A 23,300-nucleotide genomic window follows, 5' to 3' on the forward strand; every position below is an offset into this window, starting at 1 on the left:
GCTCTGGGCGATGCTGCGCGACGAGCGTCCCTACGTGGCGGCGCCTCCAGTGAAGCTGGCCACGGCTGCCTGAACCGTTCACGGTCGGTCACCGCTCCGGCTTGACAACTTCATTGGGAATCTCCTTATGTCACCGGTCGGACCATGGAAAGACCCTGTTCACGGAGGTACGCGTGGGGATGCGCGGAAGAACGAGGGCGAGTAACACCGAAAGATCGGCAAACCGACCGTCTCGGGGGGAACACCGACTGTTCGGTTACCAGAAAATCTACCGGATGATCACGACACACGAAAGCGACCGGAGCCCCCGGTCACAGAGGCGTACGTCTCCCGTAGGTGTGACTTCTCCGCCCCGCCGCACCGGCACGGGGATTTCTCGTTGAAAAAGCAACAAAAGCCATCTGAAGTCACATCTGAAACGTCCTCGATGCCGGAGAAAGCCGAAAACTCCGCGACCTGCACAACCCTTCCCCGGGCTTCCCCGCGCTCCGAATCCACGATATCCGAATACAGCCCTTTAGGCTGACCGAAATCAGGTCTCCGCCGACCAGGCCAGCACCGTGGCGTCGTCGCGCACCTTGCCCCGCGGGTGGCGCAGCCCCTCCGGGTCCGCGCGCTCCAGGTCCCGCACCCGGTCCACCAGGGCCCGGGGCCCCTTGTCCGAAACCAGGGCGAATGCCTGTCCCCAATCCAGGTCCCCGAACACCTCGACCGCCCGGCCCGCCCCGTCGGTCATGGCCACGCAGCGGTCGGCGGCCAGGGTTCCGGTCAGCGCCTCGTCCGCGGCCCGCACCCGCGCCCCCGCGGTCCAGAAACCCCCCGGCACGTTGCGCAGGGTCCGGACCGGGGCCGGAGGGCGGTCGGGCCGGGTCAGCGCGTTCCGGAGGTCGTCGAGCCGGGTGTCGGCCACCACCCGCACCCCCTCCCCCTCCGGCGCCAGCAGCACGGAGTCGGACAGAACCAGGTACTCCAGCTCCCCCTCCCCCGCGCGGACCGCCACGACCGTGGCCGACGGGGACTCCTGGTTCTCCAGGTCGCAGGTGTCGGCGTGCAGCGCCGAGGCCGAGGCGATCGCCCCGGCCAGCGCCTCGCGCAGCGGGAGCCCGGCGTCGGCCCCGGCCAGTAGCAGGGCGCCGAGGCGCCGGGTGTACCAGGCCACCCCGTGGGAGCAGCCGGTGTCCACGCCCGGCGGCGCGGTCGCCCCGTCCAGGACCACCGCGCTGGTCGCGGTCGCCGCGGCGAAGTCCTCGTTGGGGCGCTCGGGGTCCCCCGGGTCGGTGGCGATCAGGAACGGCACGGATCCCTCCTCGGCGCCGCGCGGACCGTCCGCGCGGCGCGCCCCCCACCTTCCCGGCCCGGGGACCGTTCACGCGCGGACCGGGCCCACCGACGGGTAGCCGGTGTGCTGGCCCCCAGGTGATGATCCCGTCCTTGACGTAGACCTTCCACGAGCAGGAGCCCGTGCCGTTGACGCCGTGCGTGGAGCGGACCTCCTTGTCGTGGCTCCAGCGCTCGCGGTAGAAGGCGTCGGCCCCGCGTCCCCCGGTGCGGTGCGGGGTGCGCAGGTCCGCGGAGACCTCGTCGGGAGCGAGGAAGCGGCGGGTTCTCAACAGGGACTCGGAGACCGGGCCGCCCATGCCCGGCTCCCGGCCTTCGGGGGTTCGTGTGCGCGGATCGCGACGGGACACTGCGGGACCTCTCTCCTGCGGTGTCCGGGGACTGAGGGGGACCTGCTGTCTCCCCTCCAGTCCACCAAGAGGGGGGTGTCCCGGCTCAGTGCCGGGAGTCTCCGAAGGTCGGGGCCCCGGGGGGACGTTGGTCCCGGACCCGGGGCCCGTACGTCGCCCGGGTCGCCGCGGCCGCCTCACCTGGGACATGTGGAACGGGACCCCGGATGGGTAGGGGCACAATCCGACTTTTCGTTTATGCGGGCGATGCCGCGCCAGCCGCCACTGCGTGGGAGCGCGGCCTGCCCCGTGTCCGGAGAGCCGCCCCGCACACAGGAGAACCCCCCAGGAGCGACAGACGAGAGGCGGATGGGCCCCCGATGCCACAACTCCCCTACTACGTACGACGAGCCCGGCGCATCGCCAGGAGGATGGTCCCCCTACCGGTCAAGAAGGCCTTCTTCCTCCCGGCCGCGTGGCGGCACCGGAGGCGGGAACCGGAACTCGTCGTGGCCGCCTACCGGCGCGAACCCGTGCTCGCCCGGCGGTGGACCGGGGGGCCCTTCAGCGTCGGGGAGTTCAGCGACCGGCAGACGAACCGCTTCGCCGACCTCCTGCGCGACCGCGGTGTCGGCTACTTCATCGTCCGCTCGGACAGCGCCTACCACCACGCGGTGGGCGTGTCCGAGGACGACCGGGGCGCCGTCATCTCCCTCCTGGCCGAGCACTACGTCCTGCGCGGCACCTATGCGCGGACCCGCAACGGCTACCGCCCCCTGACCCCCCGCCTGCTGCGCGGCTTCCGGCGGGCGCCGGTGATCCGGCTCGGGGAGCACGCGGTCGGCGACCGGGGCCCCGTGGTCGTGGGTCCGGCGCACGGCCTGACCGTGGAGTTCTGGGAGGAGGGCAGCCGGTTCCTGGAGCGGCCCGGGCACGAGGAGAGGCTCGACGAGATGCGGGTCGTGGCACCCGAGCACGTCCTGCGGGACTCGCTCGTGGCACCGCAGCCCAACCCGGTCAGCGAGGTGATCCCCGGCGAGGCGCGCCGCCGGGCCCGGATCACGGTCGGCGGGCGCCCCCACCCCACCCTGAACGCCTTCACCTGGGACCTCGCCACCGACCTCACCTTCCCGGTCGACGCCGTCTACACCTGGGTGGACGGATCCGACCCGGTCTGGCGGGCCAAGCGGGACGCCTACCTGGGTGAGGGGGCGCCGTCCAACCCGGACGCCGCCTCGGACTCGCGCTACACCAGCCGGGACGAGCTGCGCTACTCCCTGCGCTCACTGGAGATGTTCGCGCCCTTCGTGCGCAACGTCTACGTCGTCACCGACGGCCAGACGCCGCCGTGGCTGGCCACGGCCCACCCCCGGATCCGGGTGGTGGACCACAAGGAGATCTTCAACGACACCTCGGTGCTGCCGGTGTTCAACTCGCACGCCATCGAGTCGCAGCTGCACCACATCGAGGGGCTGGCCGAGCACTACCTCTACCTCAACGACGACGTCTTCTTCGGCCGCCCCGCGCACCCCTCGCTGTTCTTCCACCCCAACGGGATCGCGAAGCTCAACCCGTCGCCCTACCGGTTCGGCCTGGGGGAGCCGAGCGAGGAGGACCAGCCCGTGGACGCCGCCGCCAAGCGCAACAGCGAGCTGTTGCGGGAGCGGTTCGGCCGGGTCCCCACCGCCAAGTTCAAGCACACGCCGATCCCGCAGCGCCGCTCGGTGCTCGAGGAGCTGGAGCGGGAGTTCCCCGAGGTGTTCCTGCGCACGGCGGCCTCGCGCTTCCGCCACCCGGACGACCACTCCATCCCGTCCTCGCTGCACAACTACTACGCGCTGCTCACCGGCCGGGCGGTGGTCGGGGGGATGCGCTACACCTACCTCAACCTGGCCGATCCGGAGGCGGTGCGGGTACGGACCGAGGCCCTGCTGACCCACCGCAACTTCGACACCTTCTGCGTGAACGACACCAGTGAGCCGGAGGAGGAGGCCGTGCGCGAGGTGACGGAGTTCCTGCGCGACTACTTCCCCTTCCCCAGCGCCTTCGAGCGCTGAGGCGGGGCGGCACGCGGCCCGCGGGGGACGGCCACCGGACCGTCCGCCGCGGGCCCGTACCCGGGGTCAGCGCACCAGGACGGTGGTGTGCACGTCCAGGCTGCCGCTCTCCCAGAGCCAGTCCATGGCGGCCAGGCTCACCCGGGCGCACCCCTTGGAGGCGGGCTCGGGCGGCACGCTCGGGTAGCCGTGCACGGCGATGCCCCTGTTGAAGTACTTGGGCCGGTACAGCGCCCCGTAGGGCCCGGGGTCCCAGGAGTCCACCTCGCGGAAGACGGTGTAGGTGCCGGTGGGGGTGGTGGCGATCCGCTCGGTGCCGTCCGAGGCCTCGTAGGGCTGGCCGGAGCCCGTGGAGGTGTTGACGATCCGCTCCACCTCGCCGCCGGAGACCACCAGCAGCAGTTGCCGGTCCAGGTCGATCTCCACCAGGTCCCCGGAGGAGGTCCGGGCCCCGGGGCGCACACCCTCGGCGAGGGCGGCCCGGGTGTCGGGGCCCACCACGCCGTCCCGGGCGATTCCGGCGGCCTTCTGCAGCGCCACCACGGCCTGCTCGGTGTGGAAGCCGAACTGGCCGTCCACACCGTCGATCCAGTAGCCCAGCTCGGTGAGGCGCTCCTGGACCGCGGACACCTCGGGTCCGGTGCTGCCCTGGCGCAGCTCGGGCCCGGCGCCGATCGAGGCGGCGGGCGCCGCGTGCGCGACCGGGGCCGCGACCAGGGCGAACACCGAGACCAGAGCCACGGCCAGGGCGACTGTCAGTTGTCGTACGGGGAGTACTCGGGGGGTTGCCATACGCTTCCTTTACCCACCGCGCCCGCACTTCTCCCCGTTCTCCACAGCCTGTGGACAACATCTCGCCCACCGCCCCGGAGGAAGGGCTCGTCAGGCGTCGATCACCCCGACGACGTCGACGTCCACCCGGCGCACGGCCAGGCCGAACCGCCTCCGGTCGCACGCGCGCATCGCGGCGCGCACCTGGTCGGCGGACTCGGGCACGGGCGCGCCGGACCGCGCCCACGCGGTGGCCGAAACCGCGATCCCCCGTCCTCCGGCTCGACCCGCAGTGCCCCACCACCATGTCGGGGACCGCGTCCGCAGCGGCGCGCAGCGCGGCGGCCACCGCGCGGGGGCCAAGGCGGGTGCCGCCGGGGCGGTAGGACTCGGCCTCCTCCCGGCAGTGCGGGCAGTCGGGCCCGCGCCCGCGTCGGCCCCGGATTCGAGGAAGGGCGCCAACGGCGCCCCGCAGGGCAGGCTGCCGACGTCACCGCACTCCTCGTCCCGGCCGCTCCGGTCCTCCTTCTCCATGGTTCGTGCCCGGATCTGGCTCTCGGCCTTCTACGCGTTCCGGCCGCCGTCGCCCCGGCCCTCCTCCGGGGAACCGCCGCCCGGTCGGTCTACCGCCATGGTCGGAGCTCCTCCACGAGATGGGTGCGGGCGCGGTGGATCCGGCCGCGGACCGCGCCCGGGGTGGCGCCCACGAGTTCGGCGATCTCCTCGTACCCCAGCCCCTCCATCTCCCGGAGCACCCAGCAGACGCGCTGCGGCGGCGGCAGCTCGGCCAGGGCGCGCAGGAGGGCCTCGCGCAGCCCCTGGGCCAGGGCCTGCTCCACCGGCCCGGCCTCCCGGGCGAACGGCTCCCGTTCCCCGATGGGCTCGACGCGCCTGCGGGCGCGCACGGCGTTGAGCGCGCGCCGCCCGACCGTGCGGTACAGCCAGGCCGCGAAGGTGCGCGGTTCGTCGAGTTCGGGCAGCTTGCGCCAGACGGTGACCAGCGCCTCCTGGGCCACGTCCAGGGCTTCCGCGGGATCGGCCACGATCCGCAGCGCGAACCGGAAGACGGTGTCCTGGTACCTGCGGACGAGGATCTCGAAGGCGCGCTCGTCCCCGTCCTGGGCACGTTCGACCAGCACGGTCTCCGGGAGTTCGGTGTCAGCGAGCACGGGTCGGACGGAACCCACCTCCGCGGCCATTGGTCACTCTGAGTGAAACAGTAACCGCGAAGAGCGCGAAACTTGCTACCCGACGACATTCGGTACGTGTCCCACATCACATGCGTTACACCGTGAGGCGGGGCCTACTTCGTGTGTCTTCCCTACGTCAACACTTTTCGCACAACATCCCCTCATATCACCGAGCGCATGGAGCACATGGAAAACGTCGGCCTGTACACGAACGAGACGAGGGAGGGGCGGAGCGGGGACGGCGCCGAGCGCGCGGTACGCACCCTGCGCGCCCGGCAGCCCGCGGCCCTCACGGTCAGCATCATCGTCGCCTCCGTGGTGGCGGCGGTGGCGGTGGCGGAGATCATCACCACCCTGGCGGGCAGCCCCCTGCACAACCGGGTGTGGGACTGCGCCGCAAGCCACGGCCACGACGGCGCCCACGCGGGCCCGGAGATGCTGATCGCGACCTCGGTACTCATGGCCCTGGGCCTGTCCGTGCTGGTGATCGCCCTCCTCCCCGCACGCGGGGACTGGCTGGCGCTGCGCACCGACGGCCGACGCCCCGCCGACGGCGTGTCCGTCCGCCCCCGGAACGGGGAGTACGGGAACCCCGGCGCCGGACGGGCGCCGGGCGACACCGGTACCGCGCCGGGGCCCCGAGGACTCAGGGAGCGCTGACCGGGCGCGGGCCCGCGCGCAGCGAGGCCGCGACGTGGACCAGGGCCCGGCAGCGGGCGAACTCCACCGGGGTGAAGGGCACATCGTGCCTGCGGACGGTCAGGACCGCGCCGTCGGGAGCGGGAAGGGTCATGGCCGTCCCGGACAGCTCCTCCCGGGCCATCCCCTCCGGGGGCCCGGGGGTCCGGCGCACGTCCTGTGCCGCCGCGAGCAGCAGCAGGGAGCGCTCCAGGGTCGCGGAGCCGCCGACCAGGGCACTGACCAGGGTGAGTGTGCGGCTGGTGGTGTCGCTGAGCTCGTGCACGTCGGCGCGGCGCACGGCGGCGTCGCGCCCGCCCGCCTCCCGCACGGCGGTGTGCAGGGCACCCGCGCCCAGGTGCGCGGGAGCGCTCACGAAGAACTCGTCGATGGCGTCGGTCCCGGTCGGGTGCACCTGCATGAGCCTGATGTCGACTCCCAGGGCGGCGAACCGCGTGGTGAGCGCGGCCAGTCCTCCGGGCACGTCGGAGACCGTGACCCGGACACTCCACAGCAGGTCGTCGGGCGAGGCCGCGACCACGGGGGCGGCGGCCGGAGCGGTGGGAGCGCCGTCCCGGGCGGTGTGGGAAGCGGAGTCGCGACGGCGGCGGACGGCGGTCCGGTGGCGGTGCCACCGGTGGGCCGCGGAGACCGCGAGCAGGAACAGGCCGACGGCGATCAGGAGGCTGACCCCGGCGTCGCTGTGCCCGAGGGAGAGCACCACCAGGTGCGCCGCTCCGGCGGCGAGGAGCAGTGTGCCCAGTTCGAGCACCTCCCGGCCGAAGAATCCGTGTCGGTGGTCGTGGGTTCCGTGGTGGCCTTCGGAAACGTCCATGCCCGCGACGGTGTCAGGCCGACGTTGCGCGCGTGCTGCGTTCCGTGACGAGACGGTAACGACGGAGCGTGACGCCGGTCACGGAGCGCGGTTCAGCGCCCCCGGGCGGAGTCGTCCAGGTCGACGACGTCGATGTCCAGCCGGGCGACGGGCAGCCCCAGACGCCGCTCGACCAGGGAGCGCATGGCGCGCCGCGCGGCGCCGGCGGCGTCGGGGATGGGCAGCCCGACCGCGACGCGCGCCGTGACCCGCACGAAGAGCCCCTCACCGGTCTGCTCCACCCGGCAGCGGCCGACCACGACCCCGGGTACGGCCTCCACGGAGGCGCGCAGCATGGCGGCCACGGCCGACTCCCTGACCTCGGTGCCGCCCGGCCCGGTGCCGCCCAGCACGATGGTGCGCTCCGAGCGCCGCTCGGAGCGCACCGCGCGCATGACGTCGGTGAGCAGCCCGGAGGGCGCGGTGACCTCCTCCTCGCCGTCCCGGCGCACCGCGGTGACGAGGGGCCGCAGCTCCTCCGCCTGGGCCCGGCAGTGCTCACAGGTCCTCTCGTGTCCGGTGAGTTCGCCGGACGTCATGTGGCGGAGGAGTGCGTCCACCGTGTTGCCGCAGGGCAGTCGGTCGTGGTCGTCGGACGGTTCTACCGCCATGACTTCAGCGCCTCCACGAGACGGGTGCGCGCGCGGTGAACGCGTCCACGCACAGCGGTCGGGGTCGTGTTGACGATCTCGGCTATCTCTTCACAACCCAATCCTTCCGTTTCGCGCAGAACCCAGCAGATCCGCTGCGGGCCCGGGTTCGCGCGCCAACAGCCGCTCCTCGTCCTCCACCGGTGCCAACGGTGTCCTGGTGCCCGCGGACGAGTTCCTCGAACGCCCGGTCGTCCCCGTCCCGGGCGCGCTCCACGAGCACGCTCAGCGGAAGTGCGGTGTCCCTGTGCATCGGTTGGTGCGGCCGTCCCTCCCCAGTACACACGCAGAGTACAACTACTCTGTGTGTTTACCTGGACACGAAAGGACCGGGGTCCGCCTCCGCTCCGCCGGCCGATCCGGGCAACGGTCCCCTGGCTCCGGTCCTGTCCTGGCCCGGAACCCCGTACGCGGCCGCGGCCGCCCTGCTGGCGACCGTGCTGGCGGTGCGCTGGCTGCTGGTACAGGGGCGCGTCCCCCGCACCCGCCGCCTGCTCGCGGGCGCGGACACGGCGGCGGGGCGCACAGGGGTGTCGCCGGGCGCCGGGGACGCGGTGGTGGCGGGGCTCCGCGCCTCCCCCCGGGGTGGTGCGCGGCAGGGCGCGGTTCACCGGTCCCGAGCGGGAGCCGCGGCTGTGGCTGGACCCGGTGCTGACCGGGGACGCCGATCCCGTGGACGTGTGGCGCCGCCGCGACGGGGCGGTCGACCCGCTGCGCTCCTCCCCGCGACCGGAACGCCTGCCCGCGGTGGTGCGCATGTCGGTGTCCGGGCGTACGGGGGGCCGAGGGCTCGCCTGATCCGCACGCCCTCCTGAGGGGAGGGGGCGGGGGTCGGGCGGGAGACGGGGGCGGCGCGCGTCCGCCGGTGGTTGGGGAGACACCGGCGTGACCCCGCCCCCGTCGCTTCCCCCGCCGTCTGCCGCCCGTCGCGGAAAACCCCTCCGCGCGCGCAGCCGAACGTGCTATGTTCGCCACTCGCGGCGACCCGGACCTGAGCCCCCGCGGGCGACAGGGACGTGCCGGACCCCGCGTCTCCCCGGCGGCCCCGCCGCCGGCGTCGGGACCGGTCACCACCAGCACGTCTCGACCTCCCCGGGAGCCGCTTCCCCATGCGCGTCCACCGCGCGGTGTACGTCCGAGGACTGCGCCGCCACACCACCTACCGCGCGGCCACACTGGCCGGGATCCTCACCAACTGCGTCTTCGGCGCGATCAACGCGACCGTCATGCTCGCCCTGTTCGCGGCGCGCCCCCACATCAACGGCTACGACGCCGGGGACGCCGTCACCCAGGTCTTCCTCGGCCAGGCCCTCCTCGCCGTGGTCGCCGTCATGGGCCCGCCCCTGGAACTCGGTGAGCGGGTGCGCTCCGGGGACGTGGCCACCGACCTGCTGCGCCCGGTGTCTCTGCTGGGCTGGTGGCTGGCCGAGGACCTCGGCCGGGCCACGTTCTCCCTCGCCTTCCGCGCCGTGCCCACGTTCGCCGTCGGCCTGGTCCTGTTCGACCTCGTCCTGCCCGGCGACCCGCTCCGGTGGGCCGCCACGCTGGTCTCCACCGTGCTCGCCGTGCTGGTGTCGTTCGCCCTGCGCTACCTGTACGAGCTGGCCGGGTTCTGGCTCCTGGACTCCCGGGGGATCTGGGCGGTGGCCGGGCTGCTCGGACCGGTGGCCGCCGGAACGCTGCTCCCGCTGCCGCTGTTCCCCCCGGCGCTCGCCGAGGTGCTGCGCGTGCTGCCGTGGGCCTCGATCGTGCAGATCCCCGCCGAGGTCTTCCTCGGCAAGGACAGCCTGCCGGGCGGCACCGTGCTCGGCGGGCTGGCCCTCCAGGCGTGCTGGGCCGCCGCGCTGCTCTCCCTCGGCGCCTGGGCGACCGGCCGCGCCACCCGCCGGGTGGTGGTCCAGGGTGGCTGACGCCCGCGTCCCCGTGTTCCGCCCCGTCCGGGCCTACCTGCTGCTGGCGGGCACCTGGTGCCGCGCGCTGGCCCAGTACCCGGCCTCCCTCGTCATGATGACGCTGGCCACCTCGCTGGGGGTGTTCGCCGAGATCAGCGCCGTGCTCATCGTGTTCGGCCACGCCGGGCGCCTGGAGGGCTTCAGCCTGGCCGAGGGGCTGCTCGTCGCGGGCCTGGCGGCCACCGCCTTCGGCTGCGCCGACATGCTCCTGGGCAACGTCGAGAACCTGGGCGAGCACATCCGCTCGGGCACGCTCGACGTGATGCTGGTGCGCCCGGTACCGCCGCTGGTGCAGCTGGCCACCGACCGGTTCGCGCCCCGCCGCCTGGGCCGGATCGTCCCGGGCACGGTGATCATCGCCGTGGCCCTGGTGCTGTGCGACATCGACTGGACCCCTGGCCGCGTCCTGATGCTGCCGGTGCTGCTGGTGTCGGGGACCGCGATCTGCTCCGCGGTCTGGGTGGTCGGGGCGTGCCTGCAGTTCTTCGTCACCGGCGCCCGCGAGGCCGCCAACTCGATCACCTACGGCGGGCAGGCGCTGACCGAGTACCCGCTGGCGGTCTTCGGCCGCGACGTCGTGCGCGCGGCGACCTTCGTGCTGCCGCTGGCCTTCGTCACCTGGCAGCCCGCCCTGTACCTGCTCGACCGCCCCGACCCGACCGGGCTGCCGGACGGGCTGCGCTTCGCCACCCCCCTCGTCGCCGTCGTCTCGTGCCTGGCCGCGGCCGCCTGCTGGCGGTTCGGGCTGCGCCACTACCGATCCACCGGGAGCTGAGCATGACCTCCGTCCGAGAGTCCGCCGGGTCCGCGCCCCCCTCCGGGGCCGGGGAGGGACCCGTCATCGAGGCCGTCGGCCTGGGCCGCGACTTCGTGCTGTCCGAGGGGCCGTTCCTGCGGCGCCGCAGGCGCGTGGTCAGCGCCGTGAGCGACGTGACCCTGACCGTGCGGCCCGGTGAGATCGTCGGGTACCTGGGGCCCAACGGCGCCGGGAAGAGCAGCACGATGAAGATGCTCACCGGCATCCTCACCCCCACCCGGGGGCACCTGCGGGTGGCCGGGCTGGAGCCGTCCCGCCAGCGCACGAGGCTGGCGGGACGGATCGGTGTGGTGTTCGGCCAGCGCACCACCCTGTGGTGGGACCTGCCGCTGCGCGACAGCCTGGCCCTGACCCGGCACCTGTACCGGGTCCCGGCCGCCGACCACGCCCGCCGCCTGGCCGAGCTGACCGAACTGCTGGAGCTGGGGCCGTTCCTGGCCACGCCGGTGCGGCAGCTGAGCCTGGGCCAGCGGATGCGCGGCGACCTGACCGCCGCGCTGCTGCACGGCCCCCGGCTGCTGGTGCTGGACGAGCCGACCATCGGCCTGGACGTGGTCAGCAAGTCGACCATCCGGGAGTTCCTGCTGAGGCTCAACGGCGAGGAGGGCACGACCATCCTGCTGACCACGCACGACCTGGGCGACGTGGAGCGCCTGTGCGAGCGGGTGGTGGTCATCGACCGGGGCCGGAAGGCCTACGACGGCGGCCTGGACGGGCTCCGGGCGAGCGTGCCCGCCCCGCGCGTGCTGGTGGTGGACCTGGCCTCGCCCGTCGGTCCCGTCCGGGTGGAGGGCGCCCGGTGCGTGCGCGTGGAGGGCCCCCGCCAGTGGCTGGAGCTGTCGGACAACCCGGCGGCGGTGATCGCCCGGGTGGCGGACCGGCACGAGGTGGCCGACCTGACCCTGCGCGAACCCGACATCGAGGGGGTGGTGGCCGCGCTCTACCGGGGGGAGGCCGCCGGGAACCGGACGCCCTGACCGGAGCCGTCTCCGTCGAGCGCCCCAGGACTCCGGGGGCGGAGCACACCGGTGCGCGGGGGACCGGGCACACGGGTGCGCGGGGGCGTGCGCACCGCTCGCGGAAGGGGGACGCGCACCCTGGAGGCTCCTCCGGCGCGGAGGACCCTGGAGCCATGGCGACGAGGATTCCCGTCCCGGTGTGATGGGCGGCGGTGGCGGCGGCCGCGGCCCTGGCGCTCACCCCCGCGGCGAACCGGTACTTCGCCGCGAACCCCCTACCTGCGGGGGTTTCGGCCTGACCGGGGTATGCCGGGGGCGGTGGGGGACGGTCCCCGGCACCGGAGGATCATCCCCTCGTGGACACAGACGTGGTGTGGGGCATCGTGTTCGGGGTCCTGTCGTGTGCGGCCTACACGGCCGCGGCGGTGGCCCAGCGCAGACTCGCGGTGCGGACGGCCGGGCCGCTGACCGGCGGCGGACGGCTGGCCGCGCTGCTGCGGCACCCGCTGTGGTGGGTGTCGCTGCTGTTCAACGGAGGCCGGGCCGGTTTCCAGGTCGCCGCGGTGAGCTCCGCGCCGCTGACCGTGGTGCAGCCGATCGGGGTGCTGGTGCTGGTGTTCGGCATCCCGTGGTCGGCCCGCCTGGGCGGGCGCCGGGTCAGCCGGACCGAGTGGCGGGGCGCCGCGCTCACCTCGGTGGCGCTGGGCGTGCTGCTGGCGGTGACGGTGACCGGCGGCGGGGGCGGTGTGCTCGGCGACACCGCTTCGGCGGTGGTCGGCGGCGGCACGACGGCGCTGCTGCTGGGAGCCGCGTGGCTGGCGGGACGGCTGCGGTCGGCCGCCTGGCGCAGCTACCTGCTGGCGGGCGCGGCGGGGGTCGCCTTCGGGATCTCCTCGGCGACGGTCAAGACGGCGGTGGCGGTGATCGGGGAGAGCGGCGCGATCGGCCTGCTGCACACGTCCGCGCTGTCCACCCCGGTCATCGCGGTGCTGGGGCTGTTCCTGGCCCAGGCTGCCTACCAGGGCATGGAACTGGGCGCCCCGCTGGGGATCACCACCCTCACCAACCCGCTCTCGGCGGCGGTGGTGGGCGTGGCCTTCATGGGCGAGCGCTACGCGGGCGGGTGGACCGGCGGTGCGGTGGCGGCGGCGTGCGCGCTGCTGGCGGCCTACGGGATCCGGCTGCTCACCGTTCCGGTCGAGGGTGACCGCCCGAAGGCACCCGACGCGGCCGGGGCCGGAAAACCCTGAGGATGGGTCCAGGCCCGGGAGGCGGCCTCTCCCCGGCGGCCTTTCCGTCGGCACCGGGCCGGTCCGGTCAGCGGTCCCTGCGTTCCGTTCGCGGTGACGAAATCCGTTCTGTCGCGGTTTCCGGTTTCGTTGCGTCGTTTCGTCACCCCGGAACGCGCCTCCTCCACCGCGCTCACCCGGCGAGGCCGGGGCCTGCCCCGACCGCCCGCCGCCTCCGGCCCGTGGACGGGGTCCACCTTGCCATGGGAGCGTTTCCAAGGGGGTATGGGCACGCGCGGGGAAGTACGGGACACTGTCCGTTATGGCTGGAACGGTCCCGCTCCGTCTGCCGCGCGCCACGGTGTTCGCCGCGGTGTGCACGGGCGTGTCCGCGACCGGGCACGTACTGGCCTCCGGCCACGCGGTACCGCCGCTGGGCCTGGCCGCGGGACTGGCCCTGGTCCTGGCCGTCTCCCACGGGCTCGCCCGCGCCGAACAGCGGCTGGGCGCCCTGGTGGCGACGACGCTGTGGAGCCAGACCGCGCTGCACCTGATCTTCGCCGTCACCTCGCCGGGCGGGGCGGCGGCGCACGCCGGAGCCCACACCGCCGGAGCCTCCGGGCCGGAGGCGCTGGCCGGAGCCGGGGTCGGAGCGGACATGCTCCTGGCCCACGCGACGGCCGGGGTGGTCTGCGCCTGGTGGCTGCGCCAGGGCGAGCGCGCGGTCTTCGCCCTCGCCGGCCTCCTGGGCTCCCTGTTCCACCGCCTGCTGCTCCTGCTGGCGCCGCCCCCGGCCGCTCCCGCGCCCCACCGGGCGCGCGTCCGCTCCCGCACCGGCTCCCGCCGCCCCGCCCCGCTGCTGTTCCTGCGGCACGTCCGCGTGCTGCGCGGGCCGCCCGACCTCGCGTTCTGAGACGTCACCCGCCGGTCCGACCGGCTCCACACCGACACGTCGGTGCCCTCCGCGTGCCCGCGTTCCGGGCCGCGTACGACTCCAGACCGAGGAGAGCCCATGACCTCCCACGCCCCCGACCGGTCCGCCGCGGCGCGACCGGCTCCCCCTCCCCAGCCGCCCCGGCCCGCGTGGCCCGCGCTGCGCCAACTCCTGCTGCGCCTGCACTTCTACGCCGGAGTCCTCGTCGCGCCGTTCGTCCTCGTCGCGGCGCTGACCGGGCTGCTGTACGTCTACACCCCCCAGATGGAACAGGCCCTCTACGCCGACCAGCTCCGCGTCGACCCCGGCGCCGACGCCCTGCCGCTCCAGGACCAGGTGGACGCCGCCGTCGCCGCCCACCCCGGGGCCACCCTGAGCGGCGTGCGCCCGGCCACCGCTCCCGACGAGAGCACCCGGGTCCTGCTGGACGCGGACGGGCTCCCCGAGGGCCACCGGCTCGCCGTCTTCGTCGACCCCTACACCGGCGAGGCGCTCGGCGACCTGACCAGCTACGGCAGCAGCGGTTCCCTGCCCGTGCGCTCGTGGCTGTCGGAGCTGCACCGCAGCCTGCACCTCGGTGACGTCGGCCGGACCTACAGCGAGCTGGCCGCCAGCTGGCTGTGGGTGGTCGCGCTCGGCGGGACCGTGCTGTGGGTGGGCCGGCGCCGCGCGCGGCGCCGCCTGCGCCGCACCCTGCTGCCCGAGGGCGGTCCGGCCGGGCGGGGCCGCACTTTGTCCTGGCACGGATCGGCGGGCCTGTGGGCCCTGGCCGGGCTCCTGCTGCTGTCCGCCACCGGGCTGACCTGGTCCCAGTACGCCGGGGAGAACATCGGGCAGGTGCGGGAGTCCCTGGGCTGGACCACCCCGGCCCTGTCGGCGCCCGCCCCCGCCGAGCACGCGGGGCACGGCGGCGGCCACGCCGGACACGGCGCCTCCGAACCGGGCGCGGACCTGGACCGGGTGCTGGAGTCCGCGCGCGCGGCGGGGCTGGACGGCCCGGTCGAGGTCTCCGTCCCGGCCGGGGAGGGCGCCCCGTTCACGGTCAAGGAGACCGTGCGCCGGTGGCCGGTGCAGCAGGACTCCGTGGCGGTGGACTCCGCCAGCGGCGAGGTGGTCGAGGAGCTCCGGTTCGACGACTACCCGGTCATGGCCAAGCTGACCTCGTGGGGGATCGCCTTCCACATGGGGCTGCTCTTCGGCCCGGCCAACCAGGTCCTGCTCACCCTGGTCGCCCTGTCCGTGGTCGCCCTCGTGTGCTGGGGCTACCGGATGTGGTGGCTGCGCCGTCCGACCCGTGACCGTGCGCTGTCCGTGGGGCGTCCGCTCGCCGCCCGGGGGACCTGGCGCGCGCTGCCGTGGTGGTGCCTGGCCCTGGTCGCCGCGTGCGCGCTGGTCGTCGGCCTGTTCCTGCCCCTGTTCGGGATCTCGCTGCTGGCCTTCCTCGTGGTGGACGCCGTGCTCGGCACGCGCCCGAGCCGGGCCGCGGCCGGGTAGCGGTCCGGGCGCTGATGAAGGGATCCTCATGTTCCCTTCATCAGCGCTTGTCCCCGGCCCGGCAGGCTCGGCGGTATGAGATCACCACTGCCGCTGCTGCTGGCCGCCACGGCGGCCGTCCTGCTCACGGGCGCCGCCCTGGTGTGGGCGGTGCCCGGGCCGGCCCCGGACTCCCGGCCCCCCGGGGAGGTGGTGGTGGGCGAGTCCCCCGGCTTTGCCACCTACCCCTCCCCCTCCCCCGACACGGACGTCGTCGCTCCCCCTCCCCCGGTCACCGACCACGACGCCGACGGAACCGCGGACGCGCGGGACCCCGACCACACCGCCCCGTCCGCCGAACCGTCCCCGGAACCCGCCCTGGTCTCCGGGGACGACACTGGGGATGACGACGACCGCGACGACGGGGACGACGATGACGACTGAGCACCGGTGCGGCTCCCCCGGCCTCGGCGAAGCCGGGGAAACGGCCGGGCGCACGGCCCTGTACCCCACGGTGGTCCTGGAGGGCCCCCCGCCCGAGGTGCCGCAGCGGCGCCGCGTTCCGGCCCGGCTGCTCATCACGGGCTGGGTCGTGCTGCTCATGGCGGTGGTCCTCGTGCTGGTCGACGTCATCACCTGGAGCATGCTCACCGCCGGGGACGAGGACCGCGTCGACCGCGCCCTGTCCCAGGAGATCGGCGAGTTCCAGGAGTTCGCCCAGACCGGCCGGGACCCCGACACCGGGGAGAGGTTCACCGACGTCTCCGCCCTCATCCGGGTCCACCTGCGGCACCAGTACCCCGACCGGGCCGAGATCCTGTTCGGCTGGGTGGAGGGGGAGGCGGGTTCCGGGCGCATCCGCCAGGGCCAGGAACCGGCCTTCGACGTGTCCGCCGACCCGGACATGGCGGCGGCGGTCCTGGAGTCCCCCGACGCCCGGGGCACCCTGGACACCCCCGCCGGCCCGGTCCGGTGGGAGAAGATCCGCGTGCTGCCCCCGAACGGCGGTAGCGGCGCGCCGGGGTGGTTCGTCATCGGCTACTTCACCGACGCCGACGAGGACACCGTCGCGACCACCATGCGCACGATCTCCCTGGTCAGCCTGGTCGGCCTGCTGGTCGCGAGCACCGCCGCCTGGTGGGTGGCGGGCCGCATCCTGGCACCCGTGCGCCTGGTGCGCCAGACCGCCGCGCACATCACCGAGGAGGACCTGACCCGGCGGATCGAGGTGTCCGGGCGCGACGACATCGCCGCGCTCGCCGAGCAGTTCAACAGCATGCTGGACCGGCTGGAGGGCGCCTTCACCGCCCAGCGCCGGTTCGTGGACGACGCCGGGCACGAGCTGCGCACGCCGATCACCATCGTGCGCGGCCACCTGGAGCTCATGGGCGACGACCCCGGGGAGCGCCGCGAGGTGGTGCGCCTGGTCACCGACGAGCTGGACCGGATGGGCCGGATCGTGGAGGACCTCCTCCTGCTCGCCAAGGCCCAGCAGCCCGACTTCCTGCGCCCGGAGGAGGTGTCCCTGGCCGAGCTGACCAGCGACATCGACGCCAACGTGCGCAGGCTCGGCGAGCGCGACTGGCGCCTGGAGTCGGTGGCCGAGGGCCGCGCCCGCCTGGACCCGCAGCGGGTGACACAGGCGGTGGTGCAGCTGGCCGCCAACGCGGTGCGCCACACCGAACCCGGTTCCGTGATCCGGACCGGGTCCGCCCTCAGCGGCGGCGACGTGCTGTTCTGGGTGGCCGACCAGGGGCCGGGCATCCCGGCCGAGGAGCACGGCCGGATCTTCGAGCGCTTCTCGCGCGGCTCCGGCACCGCCCGGGGCGACCGCCGGGGCGCCGGCCTGGGCCTGGCCATCGTCCGCGCCATCGCCGAGGCGCACCGGGGCCGGGTGGACCTGCGCTCCGCGCCGGGCGCCGGGTCCGCGTTCACCCTCGTCCTGCCCGTCGGAAGGGAGCACCAGTGAGCCGGATCCTCATCGTCGAGGACGAGGAGCGCATCGCCTCGTTCGTGCGCAAGGGCCTGGACGCCAGCGGGTTCACCACGACCGTGGTGGGCACCGGGGCCGAGGCCGTGGACTACGCGGTGACCGGCGGTTTCGACCTCATCCTCCTGGACCTGGGACTGCCGGACACCGACGGGTTCGACGTGCTCCGCCGGATGCGCGCACTGGGCGTGGGCGTCCCCGTGGTCATCCTGACCGCCCGGGACGGGGTACGGGACACGGTGACCGGGCTGGAGACCGGGGCCGACGACTACGTCACCAAGCCGTTCCGGTTCGAGGAGCTGCTGGCCCGGGTGCGGCTGCGGATGCGCCGGGAGCGGCCCGCCGACCTGTCCGTGCTGCGCGCGGGCGGGCTGGCCCTGGACCTGCGCACGCGCCGGGTGTCGGTGGCGGGGGCCGCCGTGGACCTGACCGCGCGGGAGTTCGCCCTGCTGGAACTCCTCATGCGGCACCCGGGGCAGGTGCTCACCCGCCAGCAGATGCTCTCGCACGTGTGGGGCTACGACTACGACCCCGGTTCCAACGTGGTGGACGTGTTCGTGCGGGCGCTGCGCCGCAAGGTGGGCGCCGACCGCATCGTGACCGTGCGGGGCATGGGGTACCGGCTGACCGGTTGAGCACCGCCCGGGGGTGTCGCCAGCATCCACACCGCTACTCTCTGTGAAAACTGGATGACCAAGAGATGAACGTTCTTTCATGCCGAGCTCATGGGCGCCTCACCGCCCGTCCAGAGGATGGTCGCCATGTTCTGGTTCGCCCTGGCGGTCAACACGGCCGCGATCACGGTCCTGTCCTACGTCCTCTACTTCCGCCGCCACGGGCGGCGCGACCTCCTGCTGGCCTACGTGGCGCTGAACACCGGGATCTTCGCGGTGGTGGCCATGCTCACCAACCAGGAGGTGGGCCTGGCGGTCGGCTTCGGCCTGTTCGGCGTGCTGTCGATCCTGCGGCTGCGGTCGGACCTGATCAGCCAGGGCGAGATCGGCTACTACTTCACCGCGATCGCCCTGGGCCTGGTCAACGCGGTGGCCGCCCCGACGCCCTGGGTGATGCTGGGGCTCAACGCGCTACTGCTGACCGGCCCGTACACGGCCGACCACCCGCGGCTGCTCTCGCGGCACGGGCGTCGGGTGGTCACCCTGGACGTGGTGCACGAGGATCCCGTGGCGCTGCGCCAGGACCTGGAGGCGCGGCTGCGCGCCCGGTTGCGCGGGGTCGAGGTGACCGAGGTGGACTACGCGCGCGACCTCATGGTCGTGGACGTGCGCTACCAGCTGCCCCGTACCGAACCCGCGGCCGAGCGCGGCGCGTCACCGCTGCCGACCTGGATGGCCGGGCGGTGAGCGGCGCCGCCCTGGCGGCGCTGCGCCCGCTGTCGCTGGCCGAGGCCAACGAGCGCGCCGCGCTGGTCACCCGGTCCTGCCGCAAGTACCTCGTGCCCGCCGAGCTGCTGGGCCCCCTCTTCCAGGGGGCGGGGAACCGGTTCGGGGCGCTGTCCATCAACGGCCTGCGCGTCTTCCGGTACTCGTCCACGTACCTGGACACGCCCTGCCTGCGGGCCTTCCGCGACCACCGGCAGGGGCGGCGGGTGCGCTTCAAGGTCCGCACCCGCACCTACGTGGACACCGGGACGCGCATGTTCGAGGTCAAGCTCAAGGGCGCCCGCGGGGTCACCGACAAGGTGCGGACCGCCCACGACGGCCCGGCCGACCGGCTCACCCCCGCCACCCGCCGGTTCCTGGACGACGCCCTGCGCGCCTACGGCGTGGAGCCGCCGGACGCCCTGGTGGCGAGCGCGGTCAACGACTACCGCCGGACCACGGTGGTGGACCTGTCCGGCGCGGAGCGGGTGACGGTGGACACCGACCTGGTCGGGTACCGCGACGGCTGGTCGGTACGGATGCGCCCGGACGTGGTGCTGCTGGAGGTCAAGACCAGAGGCGGACTCACCGCGACCGAGCGCAGGCTGCACGAGTTCGGGGTCCGGGAGGCGGGGTTCACCAAGTACGGGGCGACCGTCGCCGCCCTGGACCCGGACAGAAGAGGCAACCGGTGGCACCGGGCGATGGCCGCCTGCCTGGAGCCGCCGGAGCCCTGCCCCGCGGAGTCCGCCCGCCCCGGCAGCTGACCGCCCCTCCCTCCACCGCTCTCAGGAGTGCGCTCCCCCAAACGGTGAACTCCGTTCCACGGGCATGGGGGCACCGGTTCAGGGGGAACCCGGGGCGGCGCGCCGCCAATCCCGCGGCACGAATCGGTAGTGGCGCGCAAAGGATGCCGACCAGGGGTCCAATCCCCTGCACACCGGCTCTGACCTGTGCGATCGTGGAGGGATCCGGTCCCTCAGGGCGGGTATCCGTCGGCGCCGAACGACACCGGAGCTCCCCTCCGCACGCCCGTGACACGCCCCGGATCCGCTCTGCGCGGACACTGCTCCGATCGGGGGGATTCTCATGGGAGCGGCAACCGACATCCAGAACGCGTACTTCGACGCGATCATGGCCGCTGACTTCGACCGTATCCGGGAGATGTACCACCCGGACTACGAGTTCACCGACGAGGAGGGCGTCCGGCACGGCATCGAGGGCAGCCTGGCCAAGATCCGGGTCTACACCGACGCCTTCCCCGGCTTCACGTTCGAGAAGCACCGCCAGCTCGACCTGGGCGACGTGGCCCTCATGGAGGCGACCGTCAGGGGCGTGCACAGCAACGACCTGCGGGGCGTCCCGGCGACGGGCAGGCCGGTCGAGATGGCGTACTGCAACGTCATGGAGATCCGGGACGGCAGGATCTACCGCGAGCACGACTACAGCGACAACCTGTCCCTGATGCGCCAGCTCGGGGTCCTCGAAGGGGTCGGGTAGCGGGAACGGGGGCCGGCGCACAGGGCGTCTTCCCGGCGTGCCCGCCATCTCGTCGGCGCGGAACCACGCGCGGCGGTACGGCGCCCTGCCGCCGGCGCCCGCGGCGGCACCGGCCCGGAGCCGAGCGGGCATCCGCACGGGGCACGGCCGGGGAACCGGTGTCCGCCCTGCTCCCGGGTGCGCCGGACACTCCGGGAGAGCTAGGCAAAACCCGGCGTAATCCCAGGTCAAGGTTTCACGTGAAACCTCGCCCCCTGCATCCGGAGCGTCCGGGCCAGCCGCCCGGGACGTCTGCCGCACCACCGCGTCCGAAACAGGTGACCGGGAAACCGGTGACTCCAAAGACAAAGAATGTGAAAGGTGATGAAGGGCGGCACACCCGGACGACGATTTGAGCTACTCCGCGGTTTCGGCGTTCTTGGCAGCCAGCACGAATACCCTGATCAGAAGGGCTGGCACCGCCGGTTCCCACCCGGGTATGCGGATGTCCCGCGCGCGGCGACCCTTTCCGTCGGAGCGCTCCGGAGAGAAGGGTCCTCCGTGCACTGTCCGAGCGGAAATGGTGAAGTCCCGCTCCGACACGGCGTGGGGTATAGCGAGAAAAGGAATTACACATGCCCCCCAACAACACCTCCGCGCTTCTGGAGTCACCTGACGGTGAGTCCAGGGCGACCATCGGCAGGACCGGCGACGCCTTCCCCCTGGACCCTTCCGCGGCCGTCTTCGCGTCCAGCGACGAGGCCCCGACCCCGGTCCGCCCGTGGGGTCTGCGGCGCGCGGTCACTCCGAAGCTGCGCCCGGAGGTGGCCGAGGCGGTCGGCCGTTTCGTCTACGACCCCGTGACCCAGCGGGGAACCGACCGCGTCACCGGAGCACCGGCGGTCGGCAAGCGCTCCAGCGGCACCAAGGAGACCACCGGCGATCCCGACGGAAGCCGCCCGACCGCCGAGGAGACCACCACCGACTGATGGCCTCCCCCACCGTACGAAAGGCGGTGCTCATCCTCACCGGCACCGAGGACGGCACCGCCGACCCCGTGGTCCACCACCTGTCGGAGCGCGGTGTGCCGGTCGTGCGCATGGACCCCGGGGACTTCCCCGCCTCCATGACCGTCGAAGCCGCCTTCGACGGGCGCTGGGAGGGGACGGTCCGCGACGCCTTTCGCGGAGTGGACCTGGGCTCGGTGCGCGGCGTCTACTACCGGCGCCCCTCACAGTTCACGTTGGCCGAAGGCATGTCCGGCCCCGAACAACGGTGGGCCTACCGGGAGGCCCGCATGGGGTTCGGCGGGGTCCTGCTGGCGCTGGACTGCCCGTGGATCAACCGGCCCTCGCGCATGAGCGCGGCCGAGTACAAACCCGTCCAGCTCGCGACGGCGGCCGGGGTCGGTCTGAGGGTGCCGCGCACGATCATCACGAACGTGCCCGACCACGCCGCGGACTGGGCCGCCGCGACCCCCGGACCCGTCGTGTACAAGCCGGTCGGCGGCGCCCTGCACGTCGAACAGGGGCGCACCCGCGTCGTCTACGCCAACGCGGTCACGGCCGTCGAGGAACTCCGCGACCCCACCGTGGGCCTGACCGCCCACTGCTTCCAGGAGTGGGTGGACAAGGCCTTCGAGGTGCGCCTGACGATCGTGGGCCGGGCTCTGTTCCCCGTGGCGATCCACGCCCGCTCCCAGGCAGCCCGCGTCGACTGGCGCAGCGACTACGCCGCCCACCGGTACGAGGTCGTCGAGGTCCCCGAGGGCGTCCGCTCCGGCCTGGAGCGCTACATGCGCTCCTTCGGGCTCGTCTACGGCGCCGCCGACTTCGTGGTCTCACCCGACGGGAGCTGGACCCTGCTGGAGGTCAACCCCAACGGCGAATGGGGATGGCTGGCGGACCGCTGCGACCTGCCCATCGGACAGGCCATCGCCGCGCTACTGGAGAAAGGCCAGATGTGACCCGAGCTGTTCGCGAACTCTCGTCCGGGCTCACCGCCCGCCTGGTCGAGGAGGGGGCACTGGCGTCCGGCGGTCCTCTCACCGAGGCGTTCCGGCGCGTGGACCGGGGTGTGTTCGTCCCGGCCTTCGCCCTGCACGAGCACACCGCCCGGGGTGTGCGCTACCGGCTCGTGCGCGGCGACGACCCCGGCCAGGGGGAGGAATGGGCCCGCCACGTCTACGCCGACGAGACGCTGATCATCGAGATCGCCGGGAAACCGGTCGTCGACGCCCTGCCCGGGGGCACGGGCACGGGGCGGTGGACCAGCTCCTCCACCATGCCCAGCCTCATGGCGTGGATGCTCCACCAGCTCGACCTGGACGACGAACCGCGTGTCCTGGAGATCGGGGTCGGCTCGGGGTACAACGCGGCGATCCTGTGCGAGGTGCTGGGATCGGACCGGGTGACGAGCGTCGACATCTCGCCGCGGCTGGCCCGCGACGCCACCCGACGCCTCTTCTCCCTGGGCTACACCCCCGTCGTGGCCTCCTACGACGGCCACGGGGGCTTTCCCGACCACGCCCCCTACGACCGGATCGTCAGCACCACGGCCTTCACCCACGTGCCGCCGGACTGGATCGCGCAGGTGGATCCCGGCGGGAGCATCCTGGTCAACATCGCGGGAGGCACCGGAGGCGCCATGCTCAAGCTCCGCGTACACGGGGACCGCACCGCCCGGGGGCGCTTCGTGCCGCGGTGGGCGGGGTTCATGCCCGCTCGCAGCAGCACCCCCCGTCGGCGCGTCAGCGTGGACGGTGAGGGAGAGCGCGGTACCACCGCGCTGGACCCCGCGACCGTGCGGGGGGAACCGGCGATGGCGTTCCTGGCCCAACTGGCCACGACGGACGCCGACACCGTTCTCAGGACGGCTGACACCGGGGCGGACTTCCTGTTCATGGAGGGTGCTGACGGTGCCTGGGCCGAGATCGACATGGACGCGGTCAACGGCCGCCACGCCGTGGTCCAGGGCGGTCCGCGCCGTCTGTGGCACCAGGTGGAGGAGGCGCACCGCTGGTGGCTGGCCAACGACCGGCCGGACTGGAGCGCCTTCGGCGCCACCGTCACGCCCGAGGGCCAGCACGTGTGGTTCGCCTCCCCGGAGAGCGGTCCGCGCTGGCCGCTGCCCTGCCCGTGACGACCGATCGCGGGTCGGGGCCTCATGCTCCCCCTCGCCGACCACGACGGCCCCCGGGGC

At 73.6% G+C, this 23,300-nt stretch carries 24 protein-coding genes and 1 pseudogene; 18 read left to right on the plus strand and 7 right to left on the minus strand.

Going from position 1 to position 23,300, the window contains the following annotated elements:
- Positions 1 to 532 precede the first annotated feature (532 nt).
- Together FYW95_RS23350 and FYW95_RS27835 are read right to left on the minus strand one after the other, a co-directional pair.
- Positions 533 to 1,297, minus strand: a complete 765-nt coding sequence (locus FYW95_RS23350) for a protein phosphatase 2C domain-containing protein (protein WP_159942598.1) — start codon at positions 1,295 to 1,297, stop codon at positions 533 to 535.
- A 75-nt stretch (positions 1,298 to 1,372) separates the two neighbouring features.
- Positions 1,373 to 1,637 (minus strand): annotated as a pseudogene (locus FYW95_RS27835) (hypothetical protein); the annotation flags it as partial.
- 410 nt (positions 1,638 to 2,047) lie between these two features.
- On the opposite strand from FYW95_RS27835, the gene FYW95_RS23355 reads away from it, so the two are divergent.
- Positions 2,048 to 3,724, plus strand: a complete 1,677-nt coding sequence (locus FYW95_RS23355; RefSeq protein WP_236567789.1) for a stealth family protein — start codon at positions 2,048 to 2,050, stop codon at positions 3,722 to 3,724.
- Between the two features lie 66 nt (positions 3,725 to 3,790).
- Here FYW95_RS23355 and FYW95_RS23360 read toward each other — a convergent pair whose 3' ends face one another.
- On the minus strand, positions 3,791 to 4,516 hold the full coding sequence (locus tag FYW95_RS23360) for a L,D-transpeptidase family protein (protein WP_159942599.1): 726 nt from the start codon (positions 4,514 to 4,516) through the stop codon (positions 3,791 to 3,793).
- Positions 4,517 to 5,118: 602 nt separating this feature from the next.
- Positions 5,119 to 5,664 (minus strand): RNA polymerase sigma factor, encoded by a 546-nt coding sequence (locus tag FYW95_RS23365; RefSeq protein WP_159942600.1) that lies wholly within the window; start codon positions 5,662 to 5,664, stop codon positions 5,119 to 5,121.
- A gap of 198 nt (positions 5,665 to 5,862) precedes the next feature.
- Here FYW95_RS23365 and FYW95_RS23370 point away from each other — a divergent pair, with 198 nt between their 5' ends.
- Positions 5,863 to 6,345: a hypothetical protein gene (locus tag FYW95_RS23370; protein ID WP_201295001.1), complete on the plus strand. Its 483-nt coding sequence runs from the start codon at positions 5,863 to 5,865 to the stop codon at positions 6,343 to 6,345.
- Here FYW95_RS23370 and FYW95_RS23375 read toward each other — a convergent pair.
- The 3 genes from FYW95_RS23375 to FYW95_RS28475 all read right to left on the minus strand — a co-directional run bounded on the left by FYW95_RS23375 (position 6,332) and on the right by FYW95_RS28475 (position 8,498).
- Positions 6,332 to 7,198 (minus strand): ACT domain-containing protein, encoded by an 867-nt coding sequence (locus tag FYW95_RS23375; RefSeq protein WP_159942601.1) that lies wholly within the window; start codon positions 7,196 to 7,198, stop codon positions 6,332 to 6,334. The two genes, FYW95_RS23370 and FYW95_RS23375, sit on opposite strands and share 14 nt — an antisense overlap.
- Positions 7,199 to 7,290: 92 nt before the next feature.
- On the minus strand, positions 7,291 to 7,848 hold the full coding sequence (locus tag FYW95_RS23380; RefSeq protein ID WP_159942602.1) for an anti-sigma factor: 558 nt from the start codon (positions 7,846 to 7,848) through the stop codon (positions 7,291 to 7,293).
- Positions 7,839 to 8,498, minus strand: coding sequence for an RNA polymerase sigma factor (locus FYW95_RS28475; protein ID WP_236567790.1), 660 nt, complete (start codon positions 8,496 to 8,498; stop codon positions 7,839 to 7,841). The genes FYW95_RS23380 and FYW95_RS28475 overlap by 10 nt, the downstream gene beginning before the upstream one ends.
- On the opposite strand from FYW95_RS28475, the gene FYW95_RS28480 reads away from it, so the two are divergent.
- The 16 genes from FYW95_RS28480 to tgmC all read left to right on the plus strand — a co-directional run bounded on the left by FYW95_RS28480 (position 8,476) and on the right by tgmC (position 23,240).
- Positions 8,476 to 8,685: a hypothetical protein gene (locus tag FYW95_RS28480; protein WP_236567791.1), complete on the plus strand. Its 210-nt coding sequence runs from the start codon at positions 8,476 to 8,478 to the stop codon at positions 8,683 to 8,685. The two genes, FYW95_RS28475 and FYW95_RS28480, sit on opposite strands and share 23 nt — an antisense overlap.
- Before the next feature lie 311 nt (positions 8,686 to 8,996).
- The gene (locus tag FYW95_RS23395; RefSeq protein WP_160050851.1) at positions 8,997 to 9,797 is read left to right on the plus strand and encodes an ABC transporter permease; all 801 of its coding nucleotides are present in this window, start codon (positions 8,997 to 8,999) and stop codon (positions 9,795 to 9,797) included.
- Entirely contained in the window at positions 9,790 to 10,614 is an 825-nt protein-coding gene (locus tag FYW95_RS23400; RefSeq protein WP_159942603.1) for an ABC transporter permease, read from the plus strand. Before FYW95_RS23395 ends, FYW95_RS23400 begins: the two co-directional genes overlap by 8 nt.
- A gap of 2 nt (positions 10,615 to 10,616) precedes the next feature.
- Positions 10,617 to 11,633, plus strand: coding sequence for an ABC transporter ATP-binding protein (locus FYW95_RS23405; RefSeq protein ID WP_159942604.1), 1,017 nt, complete (start codon positions 10,617 to 10,619; stop codon positions 11,631 to 11,633).
- 338 nt (positions 11,634 to 11,971) lie between these two features.
- Positions 11,972 to 12,865, plus strand: a complete 894-nt coding sequence (locus FYW95_RS23410; protein ID WP_236567792.1) for a DMT family transporter — start codon at positions 11,972 to 11,974, stop codon at positions 12,863 to 12,865.
- Positions 12,866 to 13,166: 301 nt separating this feature from the next.
- Complete coding sequence (locus FYW95_RS23415; protein WP_159942605.1) at positions 13,167 to 13,757, plus strand: hypothetical protein; 591 nt, start codon at positions 13,167 to 13,169, stop codon at positions 13,755 to 13,757.
- A 99-nt stretch (positions 13,758 to 13,856) separates the two neighbouring features.
- Positions 13,857 to 15,272 (plus strand): PepSY-associated TM helix domain-containing protein, encoded by a 1,416-nt coding sequence (locus FYW95_RS23420; RefSeq protein ID WP_159942606.1) that lies wholly within the window; start codon positions 13,857 to 13,859, stop codon positions 15,270 to 15,272.
- A 75-nt stretch (positions 15,273 to 15,347) separates the two neighbouring features.
- Positions 15,348 to 15,695: a hypothetical protein gene (locus FYW95_RS23425; RefSeq protein WP_159942607.1), complete on the plus strand. Its 348-nt coding sequence runs from the start codon at positions 15,348 to 15,350 to the stop codon at positions 15,693 to 15,695.
- On the plus strand, positions 15,655 to 17,220 hold the full coding sequence (locus FYW95_RS23430; RefSeq protein WP_201295002.1) for a sensor histidine kinase: 1,566 nt from the start codon (positions 15,655 to 15,657) through the stop codon (positions 17,218 to 17,220). The genes FYW95_RS23425 and FYW95_RS23430 overlap by 41 nt, the downstream gene beginning before the upstream one ends.
- Positions 17,217 to 17,876, plus strand: coding sequence for a response regulator transcription factor (locus tag FYW95_RS23435; protein ID WP_159942609.1), 660 nt, complete (start codon positions 17,217 to 17,219; stop codon positions 17,874 to 17,876). Before FYW95_RS23430 ends, FYW95_RS23435 begins: the two co-directional genes overlap by 4 nt.
- Before the next feature lie 126 nt (positions 17,877 to 18,002).
- Positions 18,003 to 18,602 (plus strand): DUF4956 domain-containing protein, encoded by a 600-nt coding sequence (locus FYW95_RS23440; protein WP_159942658.1) that lies wholly within the window; start codon positions 18,003 to 18,005, stop codon positions 18,600 to 18,602.
- A complete protein-coding gene (locus FYW95_RS23445) occupies positions 18,599 to 19,387 on the plus strand; it encodes a polyphosphate polymerase domain-containing protein (protein WP_236567793.1) in 789 nt (262 codons plus the stop codon). Before FYW95_RS23440 ends, FYW95_RS23445 begins: the two co-directional genes overlap by 4 nt.
- Before the next feature lie 322 nt (positions 19,388 to 19,709).
- On the plus strand, positions 19,710 to 20,120 hold the full coding sequence (locus FYW95_RS23450; protein WP_159942610.1) for an ester cyclase: 411 nt from the start codon (positions 19,710 to 19,712) through the stop codon (positions 20,118 to 20,120).
- A gap of 614 nt (positions 20,121 to 20,734) precedes the next feature.
- Positions 20,735 to 21,088 (plus strand): putative ATP-grasp-modified RiPP, encoded by a 354-nt coding sequence (gene tgmA, locus FYW95_RS23455; RefSeq protein WP_159942611.1) that lies wholly within the window; start codon positions 20,735 to 20,737, stop codon positions 21,086 to 21,088.
- Positions 21,088 to 22,065: an ATP-grasp ribosomal peptide maturase gene (gene tgmB, locus FYW95_RS23460; RefSeq protein WP_159942612.1), complete on the plus strand. Its 978-nt coding sequence runs from the start codon at positions 21,088 to 21,090 to the stop codon at positions 22,063 to 22,065. Before tgmA ends, tgmB begins: the two co-directional genes overlap by 1 nt.
- Positions 22,062 to 23,240 (plus strand): ATP-grasp peptide maturase system methyltransferase, encoded by a 1,179-nt coding sequence (gene tgmC / locus FYW95_RS23465; protein ID WP_159942613.1) that lies wholly within the window; start codon positions 22,062 to 22,064, stop codon positions 23,238 to 23,240. The genes tgmB and tgmC overlap by 4 nt, the downstream gene beginning before the upstream one ends.
- The last annotated feature ends 60 nt before the right edge of the window (positions 23,241 to 23,300 follow it).

This window comes from Nocardiopsis sp. FR4, assembly GCF_009830945.1.
Classification (GTDB): Bacteria; Actinomycetota; Actinomycetes; order Streptosporangiales; family Streptosporangiaceae; genus Nocardiopsis.

Coding starts and splice junctions, on each gene's coding strand:
- FYW95_RS23355 (WP_236567789.1), top strand. CDS start 2,048: ATGCCACAACTCCCCTACTACGTACGACGAGCCCGGCGCATCGCCAGG.
- FYW95_RS23360 (WP_159942599.1), bottom strand. CDS start 4,516: ATGGCAACCCCCCGAGTACTCCCCGTACGACAACTGACAGTCGCCCTG.
- FYW95_RS23370 (WP_201295001.1), top strand. CDS start 5,863: ATGGAGCACATGGAAAACGTCGGCCTGTACACGAACGAGACGAGGGAG.
- FYW95_RS23375 (WP_159942601.1), bottom strand. CDS start 7,198: ATGGACGTTTCCGAAGGCCACCACGGAACCCACGACCACCGACACGGA.
- FYW95_RS23380 (WP_159942602.1), bottom strand. CDS start 7,848: ATGGCGGTAGAACCGTCCGACGACCACGACCGACTGCCCTGCGGCAAC.
- FYW95_RS23395 (WP_160050851.1), top strand. CDS start 8,997: ATGCGCGTCCACCGCGCGGTGTACGTCCGAGGACTGCGCCGCCACACC.
- FYW95_RS23405 (WP_159942604.1), top strand. CDS start 10,617: ATGACCTCCGTCCGAGAGTCCGCCGGGTCCGCGCCCCCCTCCGGGGCC.
- FYW95_RS23415 (WP_159942605.1), top strand. CDS start 13,167: ATGGCTGGAACGGTCCCGCTCCGTCTGCCGCGCGCCACGGTGTTCGCC.
- FYW95_RS23420 (WP_159942606.1), top strand. CDS start 13,857: ATGACCTCCCACGCCCCCGACCGGTCCGCCGCGGCGCGACCGGCTCCC.
- FYW95_RS23425 (WP_159942607.1), top strand. CDS start 15,348: ATGAGATCACCACTGCCGCTGCTGCTGGCCGCCACGGCGGCCGTCCTG.
- FYW95_RS23430 (WP_201295002.1), top strand. CDS start 15,655: ATGACGACGACCGCGACGACGGGGACGACGATGACGACTGAGCACCGG.
- FYW95_RS23440 (WP_159942658.1), top strand. CDS start 18,003: ATGTTCTGGTTCGCCCTGGCGGTCAACACGGCCGCGATCACGGTCCTG.
- FYW95_RS23450 (WP_159942610.1), top strand. CDS start 19,710: ATGGGAGCGGCAACCGACATCCAGAACGCGTACTTCGACGCGATCATG.
- tgmA (WP_159942611.1), top strand. CDS start 20,735: ATGCCCCCCAACAACACCTCCGCGCTTCTGGAGTCACCTGACGGTGAG.
- tgmB (WP_159942612.1), top strand. CDS start 21,088: ATGGCCTCCCCCACCGTACGAAAGGCGGTGCTCATCCTCACCGGCACC.